General features: G+C 58.2%; 19 protein-coding genes. 11 read left to right on the top strand and 8 right to left on the bottom strand.

Features of this window, described 5'->3' with window-relative positions:
• Positions 1-186 precede the first annotated feature (186 nt).
• Positions 187-612 carry a winged helix-turn-helix transcriptional regulator gene (locus IFT84_RS11155; protein ID WP_192119353.1) on the bottom strand — a complete coding sequence of 142 codons (426 nt, stop codon included), beginning with the start codon at positions 610-612 and terminating at the stop codon, positions 187-189.
• 83 nt (positions 613-695) lie between these two features.
• On the opposite strand from IFT84_RS11155, the gene IFT84_RS11150 reads away from it, so the two are divergent.
• The gene (locus tag IFT84_RS11150; protein WP_192119351.1) at positions 696-1430 is read left to right on the top strand and encodes an SDR family NAD(P)-dependent oxidoreductase; all 735 of its coding nucleotides are present in this window, start codon (positions 696-698) and stop codon (positions 1428-1430) included.
• 487 nt (positions 1431-1917) lie between these two features.
• Here the strand turns inward: IFT84_RS11150 and IFT84_RS11145 are convergent, their stop codons facing one another.
• The 3 genes from IFT84_RS11145 to IFT84_RS11135 are packed head-to-tail and all read right to left on the bottom strand — an operon-like array spanning position 1918 to position 3891.
• Complete coding sequence (locus IFT84_RS11145) at positions 1918-2442, bottom strand: flavin reductase (RefSeq protein WP_446737589.1); 525 nt, start codon at positions 2440-2442, stop codon at positions 1918-1920.
• A 19-nt stretch (positions 2443-2461) separates the two neighbouring features.
• Positions 2462-3067, bottom strand: a complete 606-nt coding sequence (locus IFT84_RS11140) for a malonic semialdehyde reductase (RefSeq protein ID WP_192119349.1) — start codon at positions 3065-3067, stop codon at positions 2462-2464.
• Positions 3064-3891: an alpha/beta fold hydrolase gene (locus IFT84_RS11135; RefSeq protein ID WP_192119347.1), complete on the bottom strand. Its 828-nt coding sequence runs from the start codon at positions 3889-3891 to the stop codon at positions 3064-3066. The genes IFT84_RS11140 and IFT84_RS11135 overlap by 4 nt, the downstream gene beginning before the upstream one ends.
• A 256-nt stretch (positions 3892-4147) precedes the next feature.
• On the opposite strand from IFT84_RS11135, the gene IFT84_RS11130 reads away from it, so the two are divergent.
• The 9 genes from IFT84_RS11130 to IFT84_RS11090 all read left to right on the top strand — a co-directional run bounded on the left by IFT84_RS11130 (position 4148) and on the right by IFT84_RS11090 (position 13310).
• A complete protein-coding gene (locus tag IFT84_RS11130) occupies positions 4148-5065 on the top strand; it encodes a LysR substrate-binding domain-containing protein (protein ID WP_192119345.1) in 918 nt (305 codons plus the stop codon).
• 127 nt (positions 5066-5192) lie between these two features.
• On the top strand, positions 5193-6302 hold the full coding sequence (locus tag IFT84_RS11125; RefSeq protein WP_192119343.1) for an LLM class flavin-dependent oxidoreductase: 1110 nt from the start codon (positions 5193-5195) through the stop codon (positions 6300-6302).
• Positions 6303-6307: 5 nt separating this feature from the next.
• Positions 6308-6709 carry a RidA family protein gene (locus IFT84_RS11120; protein ID WP_192119341.1) on the top strand — a complete coding sequence of 134 codons (402 nt, stop codon included), beginning with the start codon at positions 6308-6310 and terminating at the stop codon, positions 6707-6709.
• A 51-nt stretch (positions 6710-6760) separates the two neighbouring features.
• The gene (locus IFT84_RS11115) at positions 6761-7756 is read left to right on the top strand and encodes a BMP family protein (RefSeq protein WP_192119338.1); all 996 of its coding nucleotides are present in this window, start codon (positions 6761-6763) and stop codon (positions 7754-7756) included.
• 8 nt (positions 7757-7764) lie between these two features.
• Positions 7765-9273 carry an ABC transporter ATP-binding protein gene (locus tag IFT84_RS11110; protein WP_197975532.1) on the top strand — a complete coding sequence of 503 codons (1509 nt, stop codon included), beginning with the start codon at positions 7765-7767 and terminating at the stop codon, positions 9271-9273.
• A gap of 50 nt (positions 9274-9323) precedes the next feature.
• Positions 9324-10379, top strand: coding sequence for an ABC transporter permease (locus tag IFT84_RS11105; protein WP_192119337.1), 1056 nt, complete (start codon positions 9324-9326; stop codon positions 10377-10379).
• The gene (locus IFT84_RS11100; RefSeq protein WP_192119335.1) at positions 10361-11299 is read left to right on the top strand and encodes an ABC transporter permease; all 939 of its coding nucleotides are present in this window, start codon (positions 10361-10363) and stop codon (positions 11297-11299) included. Before IFT84_RS11105 ends, IFT84_RS11100 begins: the two co-directional genes overlap by 19 nt.
• A 24-nt stretch (positions 11300-11323) precedes the next feature.
• Positions 11324-12349 (top strand): helix-turn-helix domain-containing protein, encoded by a 1026-nt coding sequence (locus IFT84_RS11095; protein ID WP_192119333.1) that lies wholly within the window; start codon positions 11324-11326, stop codon positions 12347-12349.
• 64 nt (positions 12350-12413) lie between these two features.
• On the top strand, positions 12414-13310 hold the full coding sequence (locus tag IFT84_RS11090; RefSeq protein ID WP_192119330.1) for a DMT family transporter: 897 nt from the start codon (positions 12414-12416) through the stop codon (positions 13308-13310).
• 50 nt (positions 13311-13360) lie between these two features.
• Here the strand turns inward: IFT84_RS11090 and IFT84_RS11085 are convergent, their stop codons facing one another.
• A complete protein-coding gene (locus IFT84_RS11085) occupies positions 13361-13762 on the bottom strand; it encodes a Rid family hydrolase (protein ID WP_192119328.1) in 402 nt (133 codons plus the stop codon).
• A 213-nt stretch (positions 13763-13975) separates the two neighbouring features.
• On the opposite strand from IFT84_RS11085, the gene IFT84_RS11080 reads away from it, so the two are divergent.
• On the top strand, positions 13976-14986 hold the full coding sequence (locus tag IFT84_RS11080) for an aldo/keto reductase (RefSeq protein WP_192119326.1): 1011 nt from the start codon (positions 13976-13978) through the stop codon (positions 14984-14986).
• Between the two features lie 497 nt (positions 14987-15483).
• Here the strand turns inward: IFT84_RS11080 and IFT84_RS11075 are convergent, their stop codons facing one another.
• Genes IFT84_RS11075 through IFT84_RS11065 form a run of 3 tightly spaced genes read right to left on the bottom strand, consistent with a single transcriptional unit; the run spans position 15484 to position 18548 of the window.
• Positions 15484-16500, bottom strand: a complete 1017-nt coding sequence (locus IFT84_RS11075) for an N-acetylglucosamine kinase (RefSeq protein ID WP_192119324.1) — start codon at positions 16498-16500, stop codon at positions 15484-15486.
• Complete coding sequence (locus tag IFT84_RS11070; protein ID WP_192119322.1) at positions 16500-17228, bottom strand: 6-phosphogluconolactonase; 729 nt, start codon at positions 17226-17228, stop codon at positions 16500-16502. Before IFT84_RS11070 ends, IFT84_RS11075 begins: the two co-directional genes overlap by 1 nt.
• A 21-nt stretch (positions 17229-17249) precedes the next feature.
• The gene (locus IFT84_RS11065; RefSeq protein ID WP_192119320.1) at positions 17250-18548 is read right to left on the bottom strand and encodes a family 4 glycosyl hydrolase; all 1299 of its coding nucleotides are present in this window, start codon (positions 18546-18548) and stop codon (positions 17250-17252) included.
• Positions 18549-18554 lie beyond the last annotated feature (6 nt).

Genomic DNA, 18554 nt, shown 5'->3' with positions numbered 1-18554 from the left:
AGCAAGAGCGCCATTGCGAACCTGGAATCGACAAGGCAGGTACTGATCGAGAGTCTCCGATACCATCACGTTGCAGGATCATATTTTGATCAGAAGTCTCGCCTGTTCCGCTTTTAGGTGAACTTCCGCGTCTGAGAAGGCATCGCACGCCCTAAACAGCACGTTCTTCACAGGCAAGTTGACAGTCTACTGTCCACTTAGATCGCGTTCAGCAAAGACACGGGCAACCTCTTCCATGTTCTGCGTACCCCATGAGCACAGCGGCACGAGGGCCTCAGCCAAACTACGGCCTAACGCGGTAAGGCCGTAATCCACGCGCGGCGGTATCTCCTTGTAGTCGGTCCGCTTGACCAATCCGTCGACCTCCAACTCCTTAAGCTGCTGGATCAGCATCTTGTCGCTGACGCCCTGTACGGCCCGGCGAAGTGCCCCGTAGCGAATGGGCCCCCCCTGTGCGATGAAGTACAGGATCAACGGTTTCCATTTTCCCGCAATGACGCGCAGCGATACATCCAGCCCACAAGTAAACCCGGGCAGTATCGGTGTGCATGCCTGTGTCGATGGCAGAATTCGCGCCTCTGATGGCGGAACGGTTGTTTGCTCTGAAATCATATAGGGTACTTACCAAAAGGTGCATACTTGTCAATTGGTTTGTTATCAACCAACTCTTCACATGTTCATAGAAGGAGTTCATGATGACAAGGCTTGAAGGTAAGACAGCTGTAATCACCGGTGGTGGAAGCGGCATTGGATTGGGGGCTGCCCAAAGGTTTGTTGATGAAGGCGCGTTCGTCTACATTTTTGGCAGACGGCAGGAAACACTCGACGCCGCCGTGGCACAGTTGGGGTCCTCGGCGCGCGCTGTTCAAGGATCAGTCACCGATATGGCGGACCTTGACCGACTGTATGAAACCGTAAAAGCTGAACGTGGCGGGCTTGACATTTTGCTTGCCAACGCGGGAACCGGCGCGTTTGCGGCTCTCGGCGAAATCACGCCGGAGCACTATGACGACATATTTGATCTGAACGTTAAGGGCCTGGTGTTTACGGTGCAGAAAGCCCTTCCGCTCATGGCAACGGGGGCCTCCATTATCCTGACCGGTTCGAGCACCGGCGTTATGGGTACACCCGCCTTCAGCATCTACAGTGCAACAAAGGCCGCCGTTCGAAATCTTGCCCGCAGCTGGGCACTGGACCTGCGCGGCACGGGTATCCGCGTCAATGTCATGTCACCGGGACCGATCACGACCGAGATCGCGCTCAAGGTTCTGGGCGACGAAGGAATGTCGGCCATTGGAGCTTCAACGGTGCTGGGCCGCGTCGGTGAGCCGTCCGAGACGGGCGCCGTGGCTGCGTTTCTGGCATCGGACGACAGCAGCTTCATGACAGGTGGCGAAGTCTTCGTGGATGGCGGACTGGCACAGGTCTGATTACTAGATCATCGGCTCGGAGATCGGTATCGATTATCGATAAGCCTGATATGTCGGATCAAAGAGGCAAATTACCGTGCGTTCGTGAGAACGCACGGGCTCTGGCGCGCGAGGGTGCTGCTGATGACCTTGATCAGCGATCCAGCATAGTGTTTTGGAGTTCTTGGCCGACTGTGTATCGGACGTTCGTGGGGCGTGCCCCGGTGTTTCAACTAGACCGGTTAGTTTGGATCCTCGAAGACACATTGTTCCCGCATATTTGGAATCAATATTGCAGTAATAAGACGCACGGCGGTATTGCCTATCAGCAGTCGCAGATCGAGAAGAGACACTGTCAGTAGTTTTATCAGCCAATGGTTAATTGCGAGGTTTGTGGGTCGCGGGCTGAATCCATCAAAAGCGGGGAGACATATTTCAGCGAGCGCACGGTGCGCGACCGAACCTTACTTCCTGGGTCCGCCCGATAAAGGCGCGGCAAACGGTCTGGTCAGATGCCGATGGCGTGGTAGGCGCGATCGAAGTACGCAAGGCCACGTCCTTCGCTGCGAGGTTTCAGCGCGATGACCTCGCAGATCAACAGATCGTGGCTGCCGCTCGAATAAACCTCAGATATGCGGCAGTCGAACGCTTCTAGCGCATCATGAAGCACTGGAGAGCCGGTTTGCATATCTGTCCATTCGCCCAGTGCGAAACGTTCGGCGGCAGGTGTCTTTCCAGCGAAAAGCTGACAGACAGGCCGGTGTGTGTCGCCGGTGACGTTGACGCAGAGAACACCGTTGTCGATCACGGGTTTATAAGCCGACGAACCGCGATTGATGCAGACGACAAGGCTTGGCGGTGAATCGCTGACGCTGCAGACGGCGGTCGCGGCAAAGCCCGTGCGGCCGCCGGGACCATCGGTCGTGACGATGTTAACCGCTGCACCGAGGCGCGACATGGCATTGCGGAAGCCGGCTCTTAAGGTTTCGTTGGGCTGAGGAGGCACGGTATGTGGTGCTGCAAGCATTGTCATTAATTCATATCCTTTTCCGTCATGCGATCAGGCAGGCTTCATCGAAACCTAGACGCGGCAACCGGCTGAAGAGTTTTGATGGATCTCCCTTACCGAGATTGATCAGAAGATTTGACTTCCAGGTCGTGCCACCGAGAAAGGCGTCGTCCACCTTCTGCCTGTCGAAGCCCGATAGCGGGCCGGCATCGAGGCCGAGCGCACGGGCCGCCAGGATCAGATAACCGGCCTGAAGCGTGGCGTTGCGAAACGCCGTCTCCTCCGCCAGTTCCGGGCTGCTGGTAAACCAGGAGCGGGCATCGCCATGTGGAAAGAGGTCTGGCAACTTGTCGTAGAATACGGTGTCATAGGGGGCAATTACGGAGATAGGGGCCGACATCGTCTTGCCAAGGTTGCCCGATGATAGGGACGGTTTCAGCATTTCCTTGGCTTTCTGGCTGCGGATGAAGACGAAGCGCGCGGGCGAACAATTCGCCGAAGTCGGGGCGAATTTGACCAGATCGTAGAGGGCGTTGAGCGTCTCGTCTAAAATTTCGCCGTCGAGCCAGCCGTTTTGTGTGCGAGCGTCGGTGAACAACGTAGCACGTGCCTGCTCATCGAGTGGCGTCAGTTCGATCTGAGGTGTCATGATGCGGCTTTCATGGTGCTGCCAGGCAGGGCATGGCCGCCGAGCAGGAATGTCAGCACTGCCTGGTTGAAGGTTTCCGGTTCGCAAACCGAGACGGCGTGACCGCCATAGGAGAGAACCTGCAGCGTTGCACCGGGGATGTTGCGGGCAAGTTCCTCTGAGCAGAGCGGCGGCGTCAGTATATCGTCCTTCGCCACCAATACGAGCGTCGGAGCTGAGATTTTTGGCAGGTAGCCCAGCCCGTTGAAGCTGATGACGGCTTCGATGCGGGCATCGAGGATGGTCTCGGTCGTCGAGCTGGCAATGGCAGCGGCCATGTCTCTTTTCAGTCTCGGCCATTCATCCGAAACGAATTGTGGAGGATAGAGGAAGACAGGAGAGGCACGGTGATAGCCCTCCTTACCATGGCCTTGCAAGAGGAGGCGACGCAGATCGAAGCAGAGCATCATCTGCGGGCAGAGACTTGCCCAGGAAGCGTAAAGCACCATCCGGGCGAGCCTTTCCGGATAACGGGCGCCGAAAACTTGGCCGATCGCACCGCCGGTCGAGTGGCCAATCAGGCTTACCATCTCGATACCGAGCGCATCCATCAAGTCGATCAGGTCATCGGTCAACAGTTCGACGCTGTAGGCCTGTTCGGAGCGGGTGCTGCGGCCGGTGCCGCGGTGATCGTAGCTGATAACGGTGAAATGCCTGGACAAGGCTTCTATATTTGGATTCCAGTAGGATGCAACACCGGCAAGCCCGGTGACGAGCAGGAGCGGCGGTCCTTGGCCGGTAATCTCATAATAGCATTCGTCGCTTCCGATTGTAGCGAAAGGCATCGTCACTCCTGGTCCCTCAAGGGAAACTGAGGCGCAGTCGGGCCGCCTCGAATTTTGTATCGCTCGCCGCATCACGCCCTTAAGCCGATTTTTGTCGGCCAAGGCCAATGTGACAGTGACGAGGCATAGCAACTCAACTGACGTCTGCCGTAGTTCAATGTGGTTCTCTGCCTGTTGCCTATTTTAGAACGACAGAAAGATCGCCTTGGCACGAAGCTTGCTTTTCTCCCGCGGCCTGAAGTTGGAGAAATGCGACGTGAATCTCAACACCTACAAATATTTCAACGAAGTCTCCGAGACGCGTTCGATCAGAAGGGCGGCCGACAGGCTGCATGTGGCGCCATCGGCGATCAGCCGGCAGATTGCCATCCTTGAGCAATCCTTGGGCACGATGCTTCTGGAACGGACGAATACCGGCATTCAGCTGACACCGGCGGGCGTGGTGCTCGAACGTTTCACACGACACATGTTCCGGGACATGGAGCGGGTGCAGGAAAGCATCCGCAGCCTGAAGGGGCTTCGGCTGGGAGAGGTGAAAATCTGGGTGATAGAGGGCCTGATCATGGACTTCTTGCCCCGCACGATTGCCGATTTCAATGAGCAGTTCCCGGCGATCAAGTTCTCCGTCTATTCGGAATCGTCCGACCGCATCGCCGAGGCGCTGACCCGAGACGAGGCCGATATCGGCATTGTCTACAATCCCAAAGGCCGGTCGGGGATAGAGATCATGGCGCAATATAGCGAGCCGGTCATGTGTCTCGTTTCGCCCCATCATGACTTCGCCAATCGCGAGAAACTGTCGCTCGCCGAAATCTGCAGCCAGCAGATCGCTCTTCCAGTGACGAGCTTCGGTCTCAGGCAATTGTTCGACCAGGCGATTGCCCGCAATCGCTTCGCACCGGACATCGTCGTTTCCACCAACAATCTGGAACTCACGAAGAATCTGGCAATCACCGGTCGAACGCTGGCGATCGCGCCAGTCATGGCGGCGCGCAAGGAGTTGAGCGACGGGCGATTGCGCGCCATACCCATCGATTACCCCGATTTTGCCGAGGCGACCTCGGCGGTCTGCATCCATCGCGACCGGCAATTGTCCTATGCGGCGAACGAATTCCTAAAGCGCCTCGTCAAGGCGTTCAAGACTGCTACGGAATCGTCCAACCACCTCCGGTGAAAAACAACCCGCGTTGCCAAAGCGGCAACGTGACATGGATCACATTCGATTACGTCTCCCAAAAAATTGCTGTTAGCGTACCCACCATGAAGATGGGCTTGGCCCGCATCATTGAAAGGCAGACCTCATGACTTCCGAACAGACTTCCGTAGAACTTGGCGTTTTCCTGCCGGTCGGAAACGGCGGCTGGATCACGTCTACGACGAGCCCTCAGCTGCCGGCTACCTATGAATATAACAAGCAGGTGACGCTTCTGGCCGAGGATCTCGGCTTCGATTTTGCTCTCAGCATGGCCAAGTGGCGCGGTTACGGGGGCCCGAGCCAGCATTGGGACGTGACGCTGGAATCGCTGACGACCATGTCCGGTCTCGCCGAGGCGACGAGCCGCATCGGCGTCTGGGGTACTATCCACACCATGATCTTTCATCCGGCCGTGGTCGCCAAAATGGTGTCGGTCCTCGACCAGATTTCCAACGGACGCTTTGGCCTCAATCTTGTTGCCGGCTCCAATCCTGCCGACCAGGGACAGATGGGCCTGTGGCGCGAACTCGATCACGGCGGCCGCTATGAGCTGGCTGAGGAATGGATCACCGTTGCCAAGCGCCTTTGGAGCGAAGACCGTGTCGATCACGAGGGCAAGTTTTATAAGCTGACCGACTGCATGTCGAACCCGAAGCCTAAAAAACAGCCGCCGATCATCTGTGCTGGTGCGTCCGACAGCGGCTTCCGCTTCACCATCAAAAATTGTAGCGGCAGCTTCCTGCTTGGCTCGAACCGAAATGATTTCGTCAAGACGGGGCTGCGCGCCAAGGAACTGGCCGCCGAGGTCGGGCGGACCGATTTCAAGACCTACGGCCTGTTTACCATCGTTCCGGGTGGGACCGACAAGGAAGCTCAGGAACGGGTCGATTATTACAATTCCGGTGTCGATGTCGAAGCGCTTGACAATCAGACGCGGGAATATTCCTCAGACCCCAGCCTGAAGCAGAACACGATGGCCAATCGGTTCATCGCCCAGGGTCAGTCGCGCAACTCGATGTCACCCGCAGCCATTGTCGGATCGGTCGATACGATCGCCGACCGTCTCGCCGATATCGTCATAAGCGCCCGGCTCAGCGGCATCACCGTAATCGTGCCCGACTTCATAGACGACCTCAAGACCATAGGTGTCGACGTAGTCTCGGGCCTGAAGGAACGCGGCGTATCGACCACCGCCTACACCCACCAGCACGAGTGAGCGAGATGACCGTAATCAATCCGAAGGGGCTCAAACAGCAGAGCTACTATAACCACGTCAAGCTCCGTTCGGGCGTGCCGGTCCATGCGACCGGCCAGGTATCTTGGGACGAGGGCGGCGAGGTGGTCGGTGCCGGTGACATCGATGCTCAGATTGCCCAAACCTATGCCAATATCGGTCATCTTCTCGCGGCCTTGAAGGCGACGCCGGACGATATCGTCAAGACGGTGACCTATGTGACCGACCCGGGCTTCGCGCCCGCCATCCATCGGGGACGGTTGAAATTCTTCGACGGCGTGGAGCTTCCCGCCAGCACCTTCATCCATGTCGCGGGTCTCGCTGATCCGCGCCTGATGCTTGAGATCGATGTCGTCGTCATGGTTTCAGCCGCCCTGGCAGACATCTGAGCAGTTCATATCCGTTATTCTTCGTTGACACCAATCAAGGGAACCCTGCGCATGATCCTACTCTCTTTGACCAGACGGCATATCTTGGCGCTCGCGCTTGGTGCAGCCGTTCTCTCCACCGGTCCGCTCGTCTCGCCGCGTGCCGCCTACGCTGCCGATCCGGTGGAGGTTGCAGCCCTGTTCACCGGTTCTGTCACCCAAGGAAACTGGGATGTGCCAGGCTATGCTGCTTTCGACAAAATGGTCAAGAAATACAGTTTCAAGCCGTCCTATATCGAGAACGCTACCTATGAGAAGGCGCCGGCCATCCTGCGCCAGCTTGCCTCACGCGGTGTCAAGATGATCATCTGCCACAGCTCGGGCTATTCGGCAGCCATCCAGGAAATTGCCAAGGAGTTTCCTGATACACAGTTCGTTCTTTACAGCTATGCGTCCTCCACCGGCGACCTGAAAAACTACACGGCATGGTCGCTGGACTGGGATCAGTATGGTTTCGTGACCGGCGCCGTCGCTGCGGCATCGAGCAAGAACAAACATATTGCAATCATTTCGGGCGAGGAAATTCCATCGGCCAAGCGGGCGCAGGAATTCACCATCAAGGGCGCGAAATCGCTCGTTCCCGATATTCAGGTCGATACGGTCTATACCGGCTCGTTTTCGGATGTCGCCAAGGCAAAGGAAATCGCCACTGGCGTGATCGCTCGCGGTGCCGACGTGCTTCTGCCTTCCGCCGACCTTGCCGATGTCGGCACACAGCAGGCGGCTGACGAAGAGGAGGCCCATACGATCGGCGCCTATATGGACCAAAGTCCGGCCTATCCGAATGCGGTGATCACCAGCACTGTGCTCAATTTTGACAAGGCCTATGATGAGATGGGCCAGCTGATGACTGCAGGCAAGCTGGACGGCAAGGTCCACACGATGGATCTGTCGAACGAGGGCTGGACGCTGCAGAAGCCGTTTAAACATGTTGACGCCAAGGTCGAGATGGATGTGTTTGCCACGATGGCGAAGATCGCCAAGGGCGAAATCGACGTCGAGAAATAAGAGACCCAATGCTGAACCGTCCGTATGTCGAATTGACCGGTGTTTCGAAGAGTTTCGTTGCCGGCCACCCGGTCCTCGAAGAGGTTTCGCTCACCTTCCGGCGCGGCGAGATCCATGCCATCCTTGGCGAGAATGGAGCCGGAAAGAGCACGTTGCTCAACATCCTCTTCGGCATGCATCAGCCGGATACGGGCGGTATTCTTCTGGAAGGCCGCCAGGTCATCCACACCTCGCCGGCCGATGCGATCGCAAATCGCATCGGCATGGTCCATCAGCATTTCAAACTGGTGCCGAGTTTCACAGTTGCCGAAAACCTAAGGCTCGCGGCTTCGCCTTCGGCCCGCAAGCGTCTTGTGCGCAATGCCGATATTGAAAAGATCGCAAAGGATTACGGCCTGCCGGTCGATCCCAAGGCGATTGTCGGTAACCTGCCGCTGTCGTTGCAGCAGCGCGTCGAAATCCTGAAAGCACTGATCAACCGGGCGGAACTCATTCTGTTCGACGAACCGACGACCATTCTCAATCCGTCTGAAATCGAGGCCTTCTACCGTGTCCTTCGGCAAATCGCAGACGACGGCCGGGCCGTCGTCGTCGTCACCCATCACCTTGGAGAAGTGCTTGCCCATGCCGAGCATGCCTCCGTCATCCGCCGCGGCAAGTTGATCAGTTCGGCACCCGTTGCAGACCGCAACCGTGGCGATTTTGTCCGCGAAATGGTCGGTAAGTCCGTCGATCTCGATATGCCGCTCAAATCCGATTACGTTGCAAACGGCGCGACCGTGATCGCCCTGAAAGGGGTGAGCGTGGCGCCGACCCAGTCCTCATCGGGTCTGAACAACGCCTCTCTGACGCTGCATGCCGGCGAGGTAGTTGGCGTTGCCGGTGTCGAGGGCAATGGCCAGCGCGAACTGTTCGAGCTTCTGGCCGGTCTGCGCCAGCCCGAAAGTGGCACTGTCGAGGCTCAAAGCCGTCACCCGAATGGGCGCGCCATTGCCGGACTCGTGCCGGAGGACCGGCACCATGAAGGGCTTGTTCTGGATCTGCCGGTTTCGGTCAATCTTCTGCTTAACAGAATCGGACAGGAGCCTTATTCCCGCCACGGCCGGCTGGTGCATGGCGAGATCGCCAGAAAGGCGGAAGAGATGCGCGTCGCCTGCGATGTCCGGGCACGCTCCGTCTCTGTTACGCCGCGCACATTGTCGGGCGGCAACCAGCAGAAGATCGTGTTGGCCCGCGCGTTAAATGAGGATGCGCCGACCGTGATCGTCTATCAGCCGACCCGCGGGCTGGATGTCGCGGCCAGCGAAGAGGTGCTGAAGCGACTGCGCCAGGCGGCCAATGGCGGTAAGGCGGTACTGATTATTTCCAGCAATCTCGATGAAATCCTGCGCGTCAGCGACCGAATCGTTGTCCTCTATGCGGGGCAGACGGTTGGCAAGGTGACAAGCGATACGCCACGCGAGATCATCGGTGACCTGATGACCGGTGGTGGCAAACAGGGGAGTGTCAACGCGTGACGCCGATCAGCCCGGGACAATCCGATAATGCCGCATCAGCCGGCGGAAGCATGGCCGACCTGATGAAGCGGATCACCGGCTCCAATGCCTTTCTGGTGCTGATGTCGTTTGCCGTCAGCATGATCATCGGTCTCTTCATCCTCGCAAGCCTAGGCGTCGAACCGGTCGAGGCACTGCGCGTCATGATCAAGGGTGCCTTCGGCTCCAGGATGGCGATTGGCGATACCCTCGCCTTCATGACACCGCGGCTGCTTGCGGCACTGGCTGCCCTAATCGCCATCCGCTGCGGCTTTTACAATCTCGGTGCCGAGGGGCAATTGCAGCTCGGCGCGATCGGTGCGGTCCTTCCGGCGACCCTGCTGCCCCCCGAGCTTGGCGTTTTGCTCATGCCAATCTCAATCGTCAGCGGTGCACTGTTCGGTGCATTCTGGGGGCTGATCCCGGTCCTACTGAAACTGTGGCGTGGCGCCAACGAGATCATCGTCACGCTGATGATGAATTTCATTGGCATCTATCTGGTCAAATACCTGGTCCAGGGGCCGCTGCAGCCGCATGGGTCGGATTTCAACATGTCGGCGAAGATCGCCGATGGCGCGATCCTGCCGGTGCTTGTCAATGGAACACGGCTGCATGCCGGTGTGCTACTGGCGCTGGTTGTAGCCGTCGCCCTTTGGGCGCTGCTCTATCACAGTACGTTCGGCATCAGGTTGCGCGTTGCCGGCCTCAGCCCGAAGACTGCGCGCCTGCAGGGCATGCCGCTGTCGCGGCTGATCGTCAGCTCGATGCTAATCTCCGGTGGCGTTGCGGGCATGGCCGGTGCCGTCGAAGTGCTGGGCGTCCAATACCGCCTCATCGACGGCTTTTCGTCCTCGCTCGGCTTCGACGGATTGGCGATCGCTTTGCTCGGCAGCCTGGAACCGCTCGGCGCGGTGATCGTCGCTATTTATTTCGGTGCGATCAGCAGCGGCACCGTTGCGCTGCAGAGCACGCTCAGCATTCCCGCAGCCCTTGCGCTGATCATGACCGGCCTGCCGATCATCTTCCTGGCATGCATCCATGGATATAGGTTCCTGAAAGGACGGCCGCTATGGTCTTCGACCCTATAACGATCAGCCTGCTACTGGCTGCCGCGATCCGTCTCGGCGCACCGATGCTGCTCGCCTCGCTTGGCGAACTCGTCTCCGAACGGACGGGCGTGCTGAATATCGGGCTCGAAGGCATCATGCTGTTCGGCGCCTTCGGTGCCGTATTCGGACTGCAATTGACGGGCATGCCCTATGCCGCAGTCGCCTTTGGCGCTCTTTGGGGCATGCTGGCAGTCGGTGTGGTGGCCATAGCCGTCGCGTCGCTTCGGGCTGACCAGATTGTCGTCGGCATCGGCTTCAACATTCTGGCGCTCGGCGCCACCTCATTGCTACGTGACATGGTCTTGTCGCCGGCCTTTCAGTCGCCGTCGCTGCGCAACGTTTCCAGCTATCGCATTCCTTATTTCTCCGAATTGCCGATCGTCGGCCGCGCCGTCTTCTCGCAGAGCCCGATCCTCTACGGTGCCGTCATCGTCGCCATCCTGTTCTGGATCTTCTTCCGCCATACCCGCCTCGGCCTGATCTTTCGCGCCGTAGGCGAAGGCGCGTCCGCAGCCGACGCCGCTGGCATTTCGGTGACGAATATCCGCTTTTCGGCCATGCTCGTCACCGGCATCATGACGGGCATTGCCGGCGCCTATCTGACGCTGGTCGCCTCCGGCGGCGTATTTGTCGACAACATTACTGGCGGGCGCGGTTATCTCGCGGTCGCGGTCGTCATATTCGGGCGCTGGCACCCGATCTGGGTGATGCTCGCCTCGATCCTGTTCGGTGCCGCCGATGCCCTCCAGTATCAAGGGCAGGCGATCGGGCTGTCCATCTCGCCGCCGCTGCTTCTTATGTCGCCTTTTCTGCTGGCGCTCATTGCCTGGGTGCTGGTCGGCAAGAGCAAGACTGGCCCGAGCGAGATTGGCATTCCCTTCCTTCGCGGTCAGAAGTGACCGGAAATGGGGAGTGTATAGGTGATGCTGAAGCTATTTCGTTTCGACAGCGGGCCGATTGATGAACACCAGCGCATGTCCGCCTGGACAGAGACCTTGGGCGGTTTGGGTGCCAAGTCGGTCTGCGATGCATCGCCGCGCAATTTCAAGGCGTCCGTCAACGGCCTCAAAGCCCCCTGGGGCTTCGCGATGCTGCGGCTTGAAATCTCCCCGCAACATATCTCGCTCGATACACGATCTCGCGCGGGCGGTATCTGGCTGGCGCGTATCCTCAAGGGTGCAGGAGCGCTGCGGACCGAACGCGGTAGTCTGGTCTTTTCCGCCGGCGACGTCATTGTCGGCAAGATCCCGCGCGCAATGCGGCTGACGGCGAGTGCTGAGACCGCGATTGACATCGTACAGTTCACCGAATTCCACAGTGGTTCGCGCCTCACATCGTTGGCGACGCCGGCTGTCGGTCTCTCGCTCGGTGCCGATCATGGCGCGACGACCTTCCTTGCTGATCTTCTGGCGCTCGCGACGGCACGGATCGGCAGCATTTCCAGCGAGGAGCTCCGTCCGCTAGAAATCACGCTGGTCGAGTTCCTGATGGCAGCGATCGCCTCGACCGGAGCGGCCGCAAATCTCATAGATGGATCGCGGTCAAAAAATGCAATTGCGTTGCGCGCAACCCAGGCAATCGAGCTGAAACTCTCAGATCCCAAGCTGTCGCCAAGCGGCCTTGCAGACTATCTCGGCATCTCGCTGCGCTATCTACAGAAACTGTTCGAGGATGCTGGCGAGAATGCCAATACCTATATCCGCCGACGCAGGCTGGAGCGGTCCTATCACGATCTTGCCGATCCGCTCTATCATAGCCTGTCGATCGCCGAGATCAGCTATCGCTGGGGGTTCAACGATTCTGCCTATTTCAGCCGTGCCTTCAAGGAGCGTTACGGCGTGTCGCCGTCGCAGCATCGCGGATATGGACGCTGGCGCGAAAAGGCGTGTTCACAATCGCACGGCGGATTGCGGATCACACGCAATTCGCACCTGCTGGGTGTCCGCTGAGAGGCCACAAGAGATCGCCCCTCCTTTTTTCCGGTCGCAGGCGCGGCCCATCCCCCGGACTTTCATGTCGAATATTTCCGTCAATCGTCCTGCCCATCCGACGGCTGCCCCTGTCAAGGTTAGAACCGGCATCCTGCTGATGCTGTTTGCAGCCATGTGCATTGCGTTGATCGATCCGGCGGCGAAATATGCGGGGCGTCATCTGCCGGTGCTGCAGGTCATCTGGGCGCGTTATGCCTTCGGCAGCCTGACTGCTTTCATCCTGTTTCGACCGGCGCTCGATCCGCGCCGATGGGGCATTCGCCACCCCTGGCTGCAGGCGTTGCGTGCAGCGTGCTTGTTCGGTTCGACCGCCTTCAATTTTCTCGCACTCAGGACTTTAGGTCTTGTCGAGAGCCAGGCGATCGTCATGCTCGGGCCCATCGTCATCTCCGGTCTGTCTATCGTCATTTTTCGCGAGCGCCTGAGGCTACTTGTCGGTCTCGGGCTCATCCTTGGCCTGACAGGCGCGATGATCGTCATTCAACCAGGTGGCAATGTCTTCAAAATTTCGGCGCTCTTTGCGGTCGGAAATGTGCTGAGCTATGCCCTTTATGTGCTTCTGTCGAAGCGTCTGTTGTCGAGCGAGACGATGCTTAGCCTCAATATCGTCGCCGTCGCGTTGCCGGCCGTTGCGCTGACAGTCGCGGTCGTTCCCGTCTGGCAGTGGCCGAATGCGGCGGGTGGCTGGATCGCTATGGTATTGGTCGGCGTGATCGGCGGGATTGGCCACTTCTTCCTCGTCATAGCCCATCGGTATGCACCGGCAAGCACGCTTGCGCCACTTACCTATACGCAGCTGTGCTGGGCACTTGTGGTTGGCCTGATGGTATTCGGAGAAATTCCGGCTCTGCATACGATTGTCGGTGCGATCGTGATCTTCGTTTCGGGCGGGTTGATCATGGCTTCGAGTCGGCGGTAGGCGAAGAAGAGATGGCCAACGGAGGCCAACTCTAATGGCGGGACTAGGGATCAGCCGGAAACGACTGCGATCGTGATGATCTCGACCAGATATTCCGGCTTCACCATGTCTGCCTTCAGGCAGGCACGGGCCGGCAGGTTTTCCTTGAAATATTCGACATAGACCGAATTCATCGCATGATAATCGGCGAGGTCCTTGAGGAAAATCTGGTTGAACGTGACATCGGTCATCTTGCCGCCTGCGGTCTCGATGACTTCCTTGACGCTATCGAGGACGCGGCGGGTCTGGGTTATAATATCGCCTTCGCCAACCGTGCTGCCATCATAAGGATCGGTAGACAGCATGCCGGCGACATAGATGTGATTGCCGGCCTTGACGCCCCAGTTGAGATGGTTGGTGCCATTTGCCGTCCTGCCGACGATCCAGTCCTTCGGGTGGATGGGAGTGTTCATCGAAAAATCCTTGTTCTGCCTTAATGACCGCGGCGATGTATGTCGCTGATATCAGCATAGTAGTGACTGCCAACGGCATGCGTTTGGACAAACGCGCACAATATCCGGACGAGCGGCATTCGGCGGTTTGCGATCCCGAGCAGGGTTGTTAGAGCCGATGCAGATGAGATGCGGCCGGCCTTTGAAAGGCCGGTCCGGGCAAAGGAGCGATCGATGAAATACAACTATCTCGGCCGAAGCGGCGTAAAAGTTTCCGAGCTCTGTCTCGGCGCGATGATGTTTGGTGGTGCGGCCGACGAGCGGGTGTCGACGGATATCATTGCTTCGGCAAGGGATGCCGGCGTCAACTTCATCGATACAGCCGACATGTATAATGGTGGAGAATCTGAGCGTGTCGTTGGTCGCGCGATAGCCGCCGATCGCGATCATTGGGTGCTCGCTACCAAGGTCGGCAATCCGATGGGCGCTGGCCCGAACGAAAAGGGCATGTCGCGCAAGTGGATCATACAGGCGGTCGATGCCAGCCTGAAGCGCTTGGGTACCGAGTATATCGACCTCCTCTACATCCATAAGGCAGATTTCGAAGCGCCCATGTTGGAAATGGTGCATGCCTTTGCCGATCTCGTGCGGATGGGCAAGATCCACTATTTCGGAGTTTCCAACTTCAAGGCTTGGCGCATGGCGGAAACTGTGGCGCTGGCGAAGGAGGCAGGTATACAGGGGCCCGTCGCCACCCAGCCGCTCTATAATCTCGTCAACCGCGAGGCGGAAGTCGAACACTTGCCAGCGGCGCAATTCTATGGGCTCGGCGTCGTCACCTACAGCCCGCTTGCGCGCGGTATTCTAACTGGCAAATACAAACCGGACGCAGTCCCGGAACAGGGAAGCCGTGCGGCGCGCTGCGACGTACGCATGATGGAAGCTGAATGGCGGCCGGAATCACTTGCCGTCGCCGAAACGCTCGTCCGCCATGCGGAGGCCGAGGGTGCCAGATCGGCGCATATCGCCCAGCAATGGGTAATGCGCAACAGCCTCGTCTCCTCGACCATTGTGGGTCCGCGCACGATGGAACAGTGGCAGGATTATCTGGACGCGTTGGACTACCGCTACACGGAAGCCGATGAGGCCTTCATCGATCAGCTCGTGTCGCCCGGCAAGACATCGACGCTCGCGCCGAGCGACCCCCATCATCCGGTCGAGGGTCGCAAGCTCGCTCTTGTTTGAATGAAAATAGAAGACGCAGCGGTATTCGACCATTAATGGATGAGGCGCAGCATGACATTGGCGAAGCTCTCCGGGTCCGTATATGAAGGCGTGAATGCCAGCATTGCCGAACCAGCAATCGTCGCTGACGCTCGGCGATACGTGTGGTTCGAGCCTATCTCCGGTCGCCGCCGCGTGATTGTCGATCAGCATCTTGATGCATGCCTCAGAAGATCGAAAACGAGTTGATTTCGAGCATGCGACCAAATCCGTCAGCCGTTTCGTCCTGCAAGCAAGCCGGAACGTAAATGCTGGCATTGTTGGCGAGAACGTCGCGAGCCATATTCCTTCCGCTGTCGCAGCCCCCACATCCAGCTTCGGTCAATGGTGATGAGCTGATAGATACGACTGCAGGCGGAAGCGCGAGCCATTTCTTCGCGTCACGTCCCGCTGGCTGATGATCGCGATATCCTCGCCACCGCCTAGACCCGCGGCAACGATCCACTCGTGGGGCCGCGCTACCCTGCTTGTTGAAATGTCCTTTGCGTCGTGTCGAAGAAAGATGGTGCAGGAAAGGTATGGTCCAGGGTAGTAACAACTGCGTTGGATACGGGTTTGTAGGTGGTTAGCGCGGTTATAACCGCGCCTTTAACCGGTTCGCTGTTGCCTTCGACGACGTGAAATCGGGCGCCACGTGCCCGCATATGCCCGATCAAGCTCGTGCGCATGATCTGCGAGGGATTTCGAAAGACACCGCCGGTTAACAGCAAATGGAACGACTTGTCAGCAATCGCCACCTTCCGGGCGGCAGCCAGTGCGAAGTCTGCCAGAGCTAGGCCGTGGTTCTGCAGAATATCTATGGCGATAAGGTCCCCTTGTTCCGCCGCTGCATAGAGCAAGGGCACCAGACCGGCTCTGTTGGAAGCTTTTTCGCGCTCACGGCAGGTCAGTCTGTGCAGCAAATCCTCCACCGATGCGGCGTCATAATAGGCGAGCACAGGTTGGGTCAGACATGTTGGTGCGATAATCCCAAGCTCAGAGCGATAGACGGCATACCGAACCATGTCGCTGAGTTCTGCGCCTCCTTGAGTCAACTGCCAGAAACTGGAATGCCAAATATCGCCTTGACTGTTCCGGCTTCCAATCGCGGCACCTGTCCCGCAGACAACGACGACAGCATCGCCCTCCGGCAAATCGCAATTCAGGGCGCCGATGGCATCGTTCATGACAGTGATCGTGCGCCCCAGATGCCGCTCTTTCAGTGAGTTTGTCCAATAGGTGAAATCCTCCGGCCAGTCGGCACTGGCCAGACTGAAGACAGCGGTATCAATGGCACTACGTTCGACACCGGCATAGGTGCACGCCTGTGCCACAGCTGCCTCGACTTCATCGACGGCACCGGGATGGGTGTAGATGTCACAACTGCCTGCCCGACCATAGCCCAGCACACGGCCATCGAGATCTGCCAAAACCGCGATAGTCTTCGTGGCGCCGCCATCGACACCGAGAACAAGCGGGAAATTCGGAACGGGCATCAGCGATCTCCCTCCCATGCTGCACGATCCGTGATGATGGTTACCTTTGCCGCCGTTTGCAAAAACGAGGAGGGGACGTCCGGCGTTACCGGTCCCTCGACTGTGCGGCGTAGGATGTCATGCTTGTGCGCCCCGGTGGCAATGAGGATGATTTGCGAAGAGGCCAGCAATGCATCCATGCCGACTGTCACCGAAACTTTCGGAACGCGCGCGATACCGCCCCAGTAGACAGCATTGCTGATGATGCTTTCCGGCGTCAGGGTAACCACACGTGTTGTGGCGTCTGCGGCGCTTGGCGGTTCGTTGAAGCCGAGATGGCCATTCGGACCCAGCCCCAGCACAGCCAGGTCGAACCCGCCGGACGCCCTTATGGTGTCGGCGTAGCGCACGCAATCGCCATGCGGGTCGTCGGATGTTTCGCGGAAGCGGTGCACCTGTGTTGCGGGAATGTCCATCGGCTGAATAAAAGACCTGTCCATCCAACCGTACAGTGAGCGTGGGTCGGTGTCGGGCACATCCAGATAGGCGTCCAATTGAAACACAGTCATCTGCCCGGCATCAATCTTTCCAGCATTTTTCAATGCTGCCAAACGGGAATACATGTCCATCGGCGTATTGCCGGTTGCTAGTACAGCCTTGAGGGTCGGCTTGCGCCGGATAAGCGTAGCCAGCAGATCCGTTCCGGCCTGACTGGCCGTTTGTGGATTTGTTTCGACAATCACGTCCATGGTCGTACCCCAGTGTCCTGATTAGGAGGAAAGATGGCCAGGGATATACTGGCGGTGCGCCGCGGCCATCTCGTCGAAGATCGCCTCTGCTTTTGTTAAAGACATGACCAGTGGATTGCTGGCCAGCGCTTGTATCGCCTGGCGACGATTGCCATTCAGCGCAACACGCGCCGTTGCGGCCTGATACTCGGCCAGCATATGCACCAGACCGGAAGATTGCGGTGGCAACGGGCCAGCCACAACCGGCTTAATTCCCGCCTTGTCCACATAACCCGACAGTTCGACAACCAGATCATCCGCCAGATCCGGAATTGCCCCACGGTTGGGAACATTGACCGGCCAGATTTCGCCGCGATCGTTGTAAACAGCGTCCAGAACATCAATGGCAATTTCCAGCTCTTCCAGACTGCCGCGAATGCGGTTGGAATCGAGCTTGGGAACGTCTGCTCTCGCCTGCTCCTCATAATGCTGCCAGTAGCCAGGCACCTTGGCCATAATGTCCTGAGCCCGCGTTGTAGCTGACTGCTGCAACTCAAGTAGAATTTCGTCGCGGAAATAGTAGTATTTGAAGTATTGCGACGGGATTGCCTGCAATGCCACTGTCATGTGCAGCAGGCGACGCTGTTGCAAATCCAGACTTTGATCGTGACGTTTCTTGTTCCATGCAGCTTCCACAAGGGGGATGAAATCTTGCCCGTCGTAGAGATGTTCGACAGACCATGAGGCATGGTTGAGCCCGATCATCTGGCTCTTCAAAAGGGACGGATCGAGGCCAGCAGCCACCGCGACCTCGGCGGGAAACACGATGGGGCCTTCACAGAGCGAGACGATGGGAATATCGGTGTAATGTGTCATGGCCTCGGCCACGATGTTGACCGGGTTGGTGTAATTGAACAGCCTTGCACGCGGACAAACGCGCTCCATGTCCTTGACGATATCCTTCATGGCATGGATGGAGCGAAGCGCCATGAAGAAGCCGCCCGGACCTTGCGTTTCCTGCCCGATAACACCGTGCTTCAACGGAATGCATTCATCAAGATAACGCGCTTCGAAACCGCCGGGACGGAAGCTCGTCAGCACAGCGTCGCAGTCTGTCAGTCCCGCAGCCCGGTCTGTCGTGGCTGTAAAGGTGATATCCACACCCGCGTTATCGGACATTTTCTGTGCCAGAACCCGCACGGTTTCGAGACGATCCTTGTCGATATCGATCAGAACGATTTCTGAACCACGGAAATTGTCGCCTTGTGCAATCCAGCAGGCGATGCATCCCGGCGCGCGGGTGCTGCCGCCCCCGATATAAGCGATTTTAATGCGTGCCATTGTGAC

Origin of the sequence: Rhizobium sp. CFBP 8762 (assembly GCF_014841565.1) — a bacterium.
Taxonomy (GTDB): domain Bacteria; phylum Pseudomonadota; class Alphaproteobacteria; order Rhizobiales; family Rhizobiaceae; genus CFBP-8762.
Note: the sequence above shows the minus strand (reverse complement) of the source record. Positions and strands in the feature narration are given on the sequence as shown.

Bases quoted from the DNA above. Each gene is read 5' to 3' on its own strand.
- IFT84_RS11065 (WP_192119320.1), bottom strand. From the start codon at position 18,548: ATGGCACGCATTAAAATCGCTTATATCGGGGGCGGCAGCACCCGCGCG.
- IFT84_RS11070 (WP_192119322.1), bottom strand. From the start codon at position 17,228: ATGGACGTGATTGTCGAAACAAATCCACAAACGGCCAGTCAGGCCGGA.
- IFT84_RS11110 (WP_197975532.1), top strand. From the start codon at position 7,765: ATGCTGAACCGTCCGTATGTCGAATTGACCGGTGTTTCGAAGAGTTTC.
- IFT84_RS11135 (WP_192119347.1), bottom strand. From the start codon at position 3,891: ATGCCTTTCGCTACAATCGGAAGCGACGAATGCTATTATGAGATTACC.
- IFT84_RS11115 (WP_192119338.1), top strand. From the start codon at position 6,761: ATGATCCTACTCTCTTTGACCAGACGGCATATCTTGGCGCTCGCGCTT.
- IFT84_RS11150 (WP_192119351.1), top strand. From the start codon at position 696: ATGACAAGGCTTGAAGGTAAGACAGCTGTAATCACCGGTGGTGGAAGC.
- IFT84_RS11145 (WP_446737589.1), bottom strand. From the start codon at position 2,442: ATGACAATGCTTGCAGCACCACATACCGTGCCTCCTCAGCCCAACGAA.
- IFT84_RS11100 (WP_192119335.1), top strand. From the start codon at position 10,361: ATGGTCTTCGACCCTATAACGATCAGCCTGCTACTGGCTGCCGCGATC.
- IFT84_RS11140 (WP_192119349.1), bottom strand. From the start codon at position 3,067: ATGACACCTCAGATCGAACTGACGCCACTCGATGAGCAGGCACGTGCT.
- IFT84_RS11105 (WP_192119337.1), top strand. From the start codon at position 9,324: ATGGCCGACCTGATGAAGCGGATCACCGGCTCCAATGCCTTTCTGGTG.
- IFT84_RS11075 (WP_192119324.1), bottom strand. From the start codon at position 16,500: ATGCCCGTTCCGAATTTCCCGCTTGTTCTCGGTGTCGATGGCGGCGCC.
- IFT84_RS11155 (WP_192119353.1), bottom strand. From the start codon at position 612: ATGATTTCAGAGCAAACAACCGTTCCGCCATCAGAGGCGCGAATTCTG.
- IFT84_RS11095 (WP_192119333.1), top strand. From the start codon at position 11,324: ATGCTGAAGCTATTTCGTTTCGACAGCGGGCCGATTGATGAACACCAG.
- IFT84_RS11125 (WP_192119343.1), top strand. From the start codon at position 5,193: ATGACTTCCGAACAGACTTCCGTAGAACTTGGCGTTTTCCTGCCGGTC.
- IFT84_RS11090 (WP_192119330.1), top strand. From the start codon at position 12,414: ATGTCGAATATTTCCGTCAATCGTCCTGCCCATCCGACGGCTGCCCCT.
- IFT84_RS11085 (WP_192119328.1), bottom strand. From the start codon at position 13,762: ATGAACACTCCCATCCACCCGAAGGACTGGATCGTCGGCAGGACGGCA.
- IFT84_RS11080 (WP_192119326.1), top strand. From the start codon at position 13,976: ATGAAATACAACTATCTCGGCCGAAGCGGCGTAAAAGTTTCCGAGCTC.
- IFT84_RS11120 (WP_192119341.1), top strand. From the start codon at position 6,308: ATGACCGTAATCAATCCGAAGGGGCTCAAACAGCAGAGCTACTATAAC.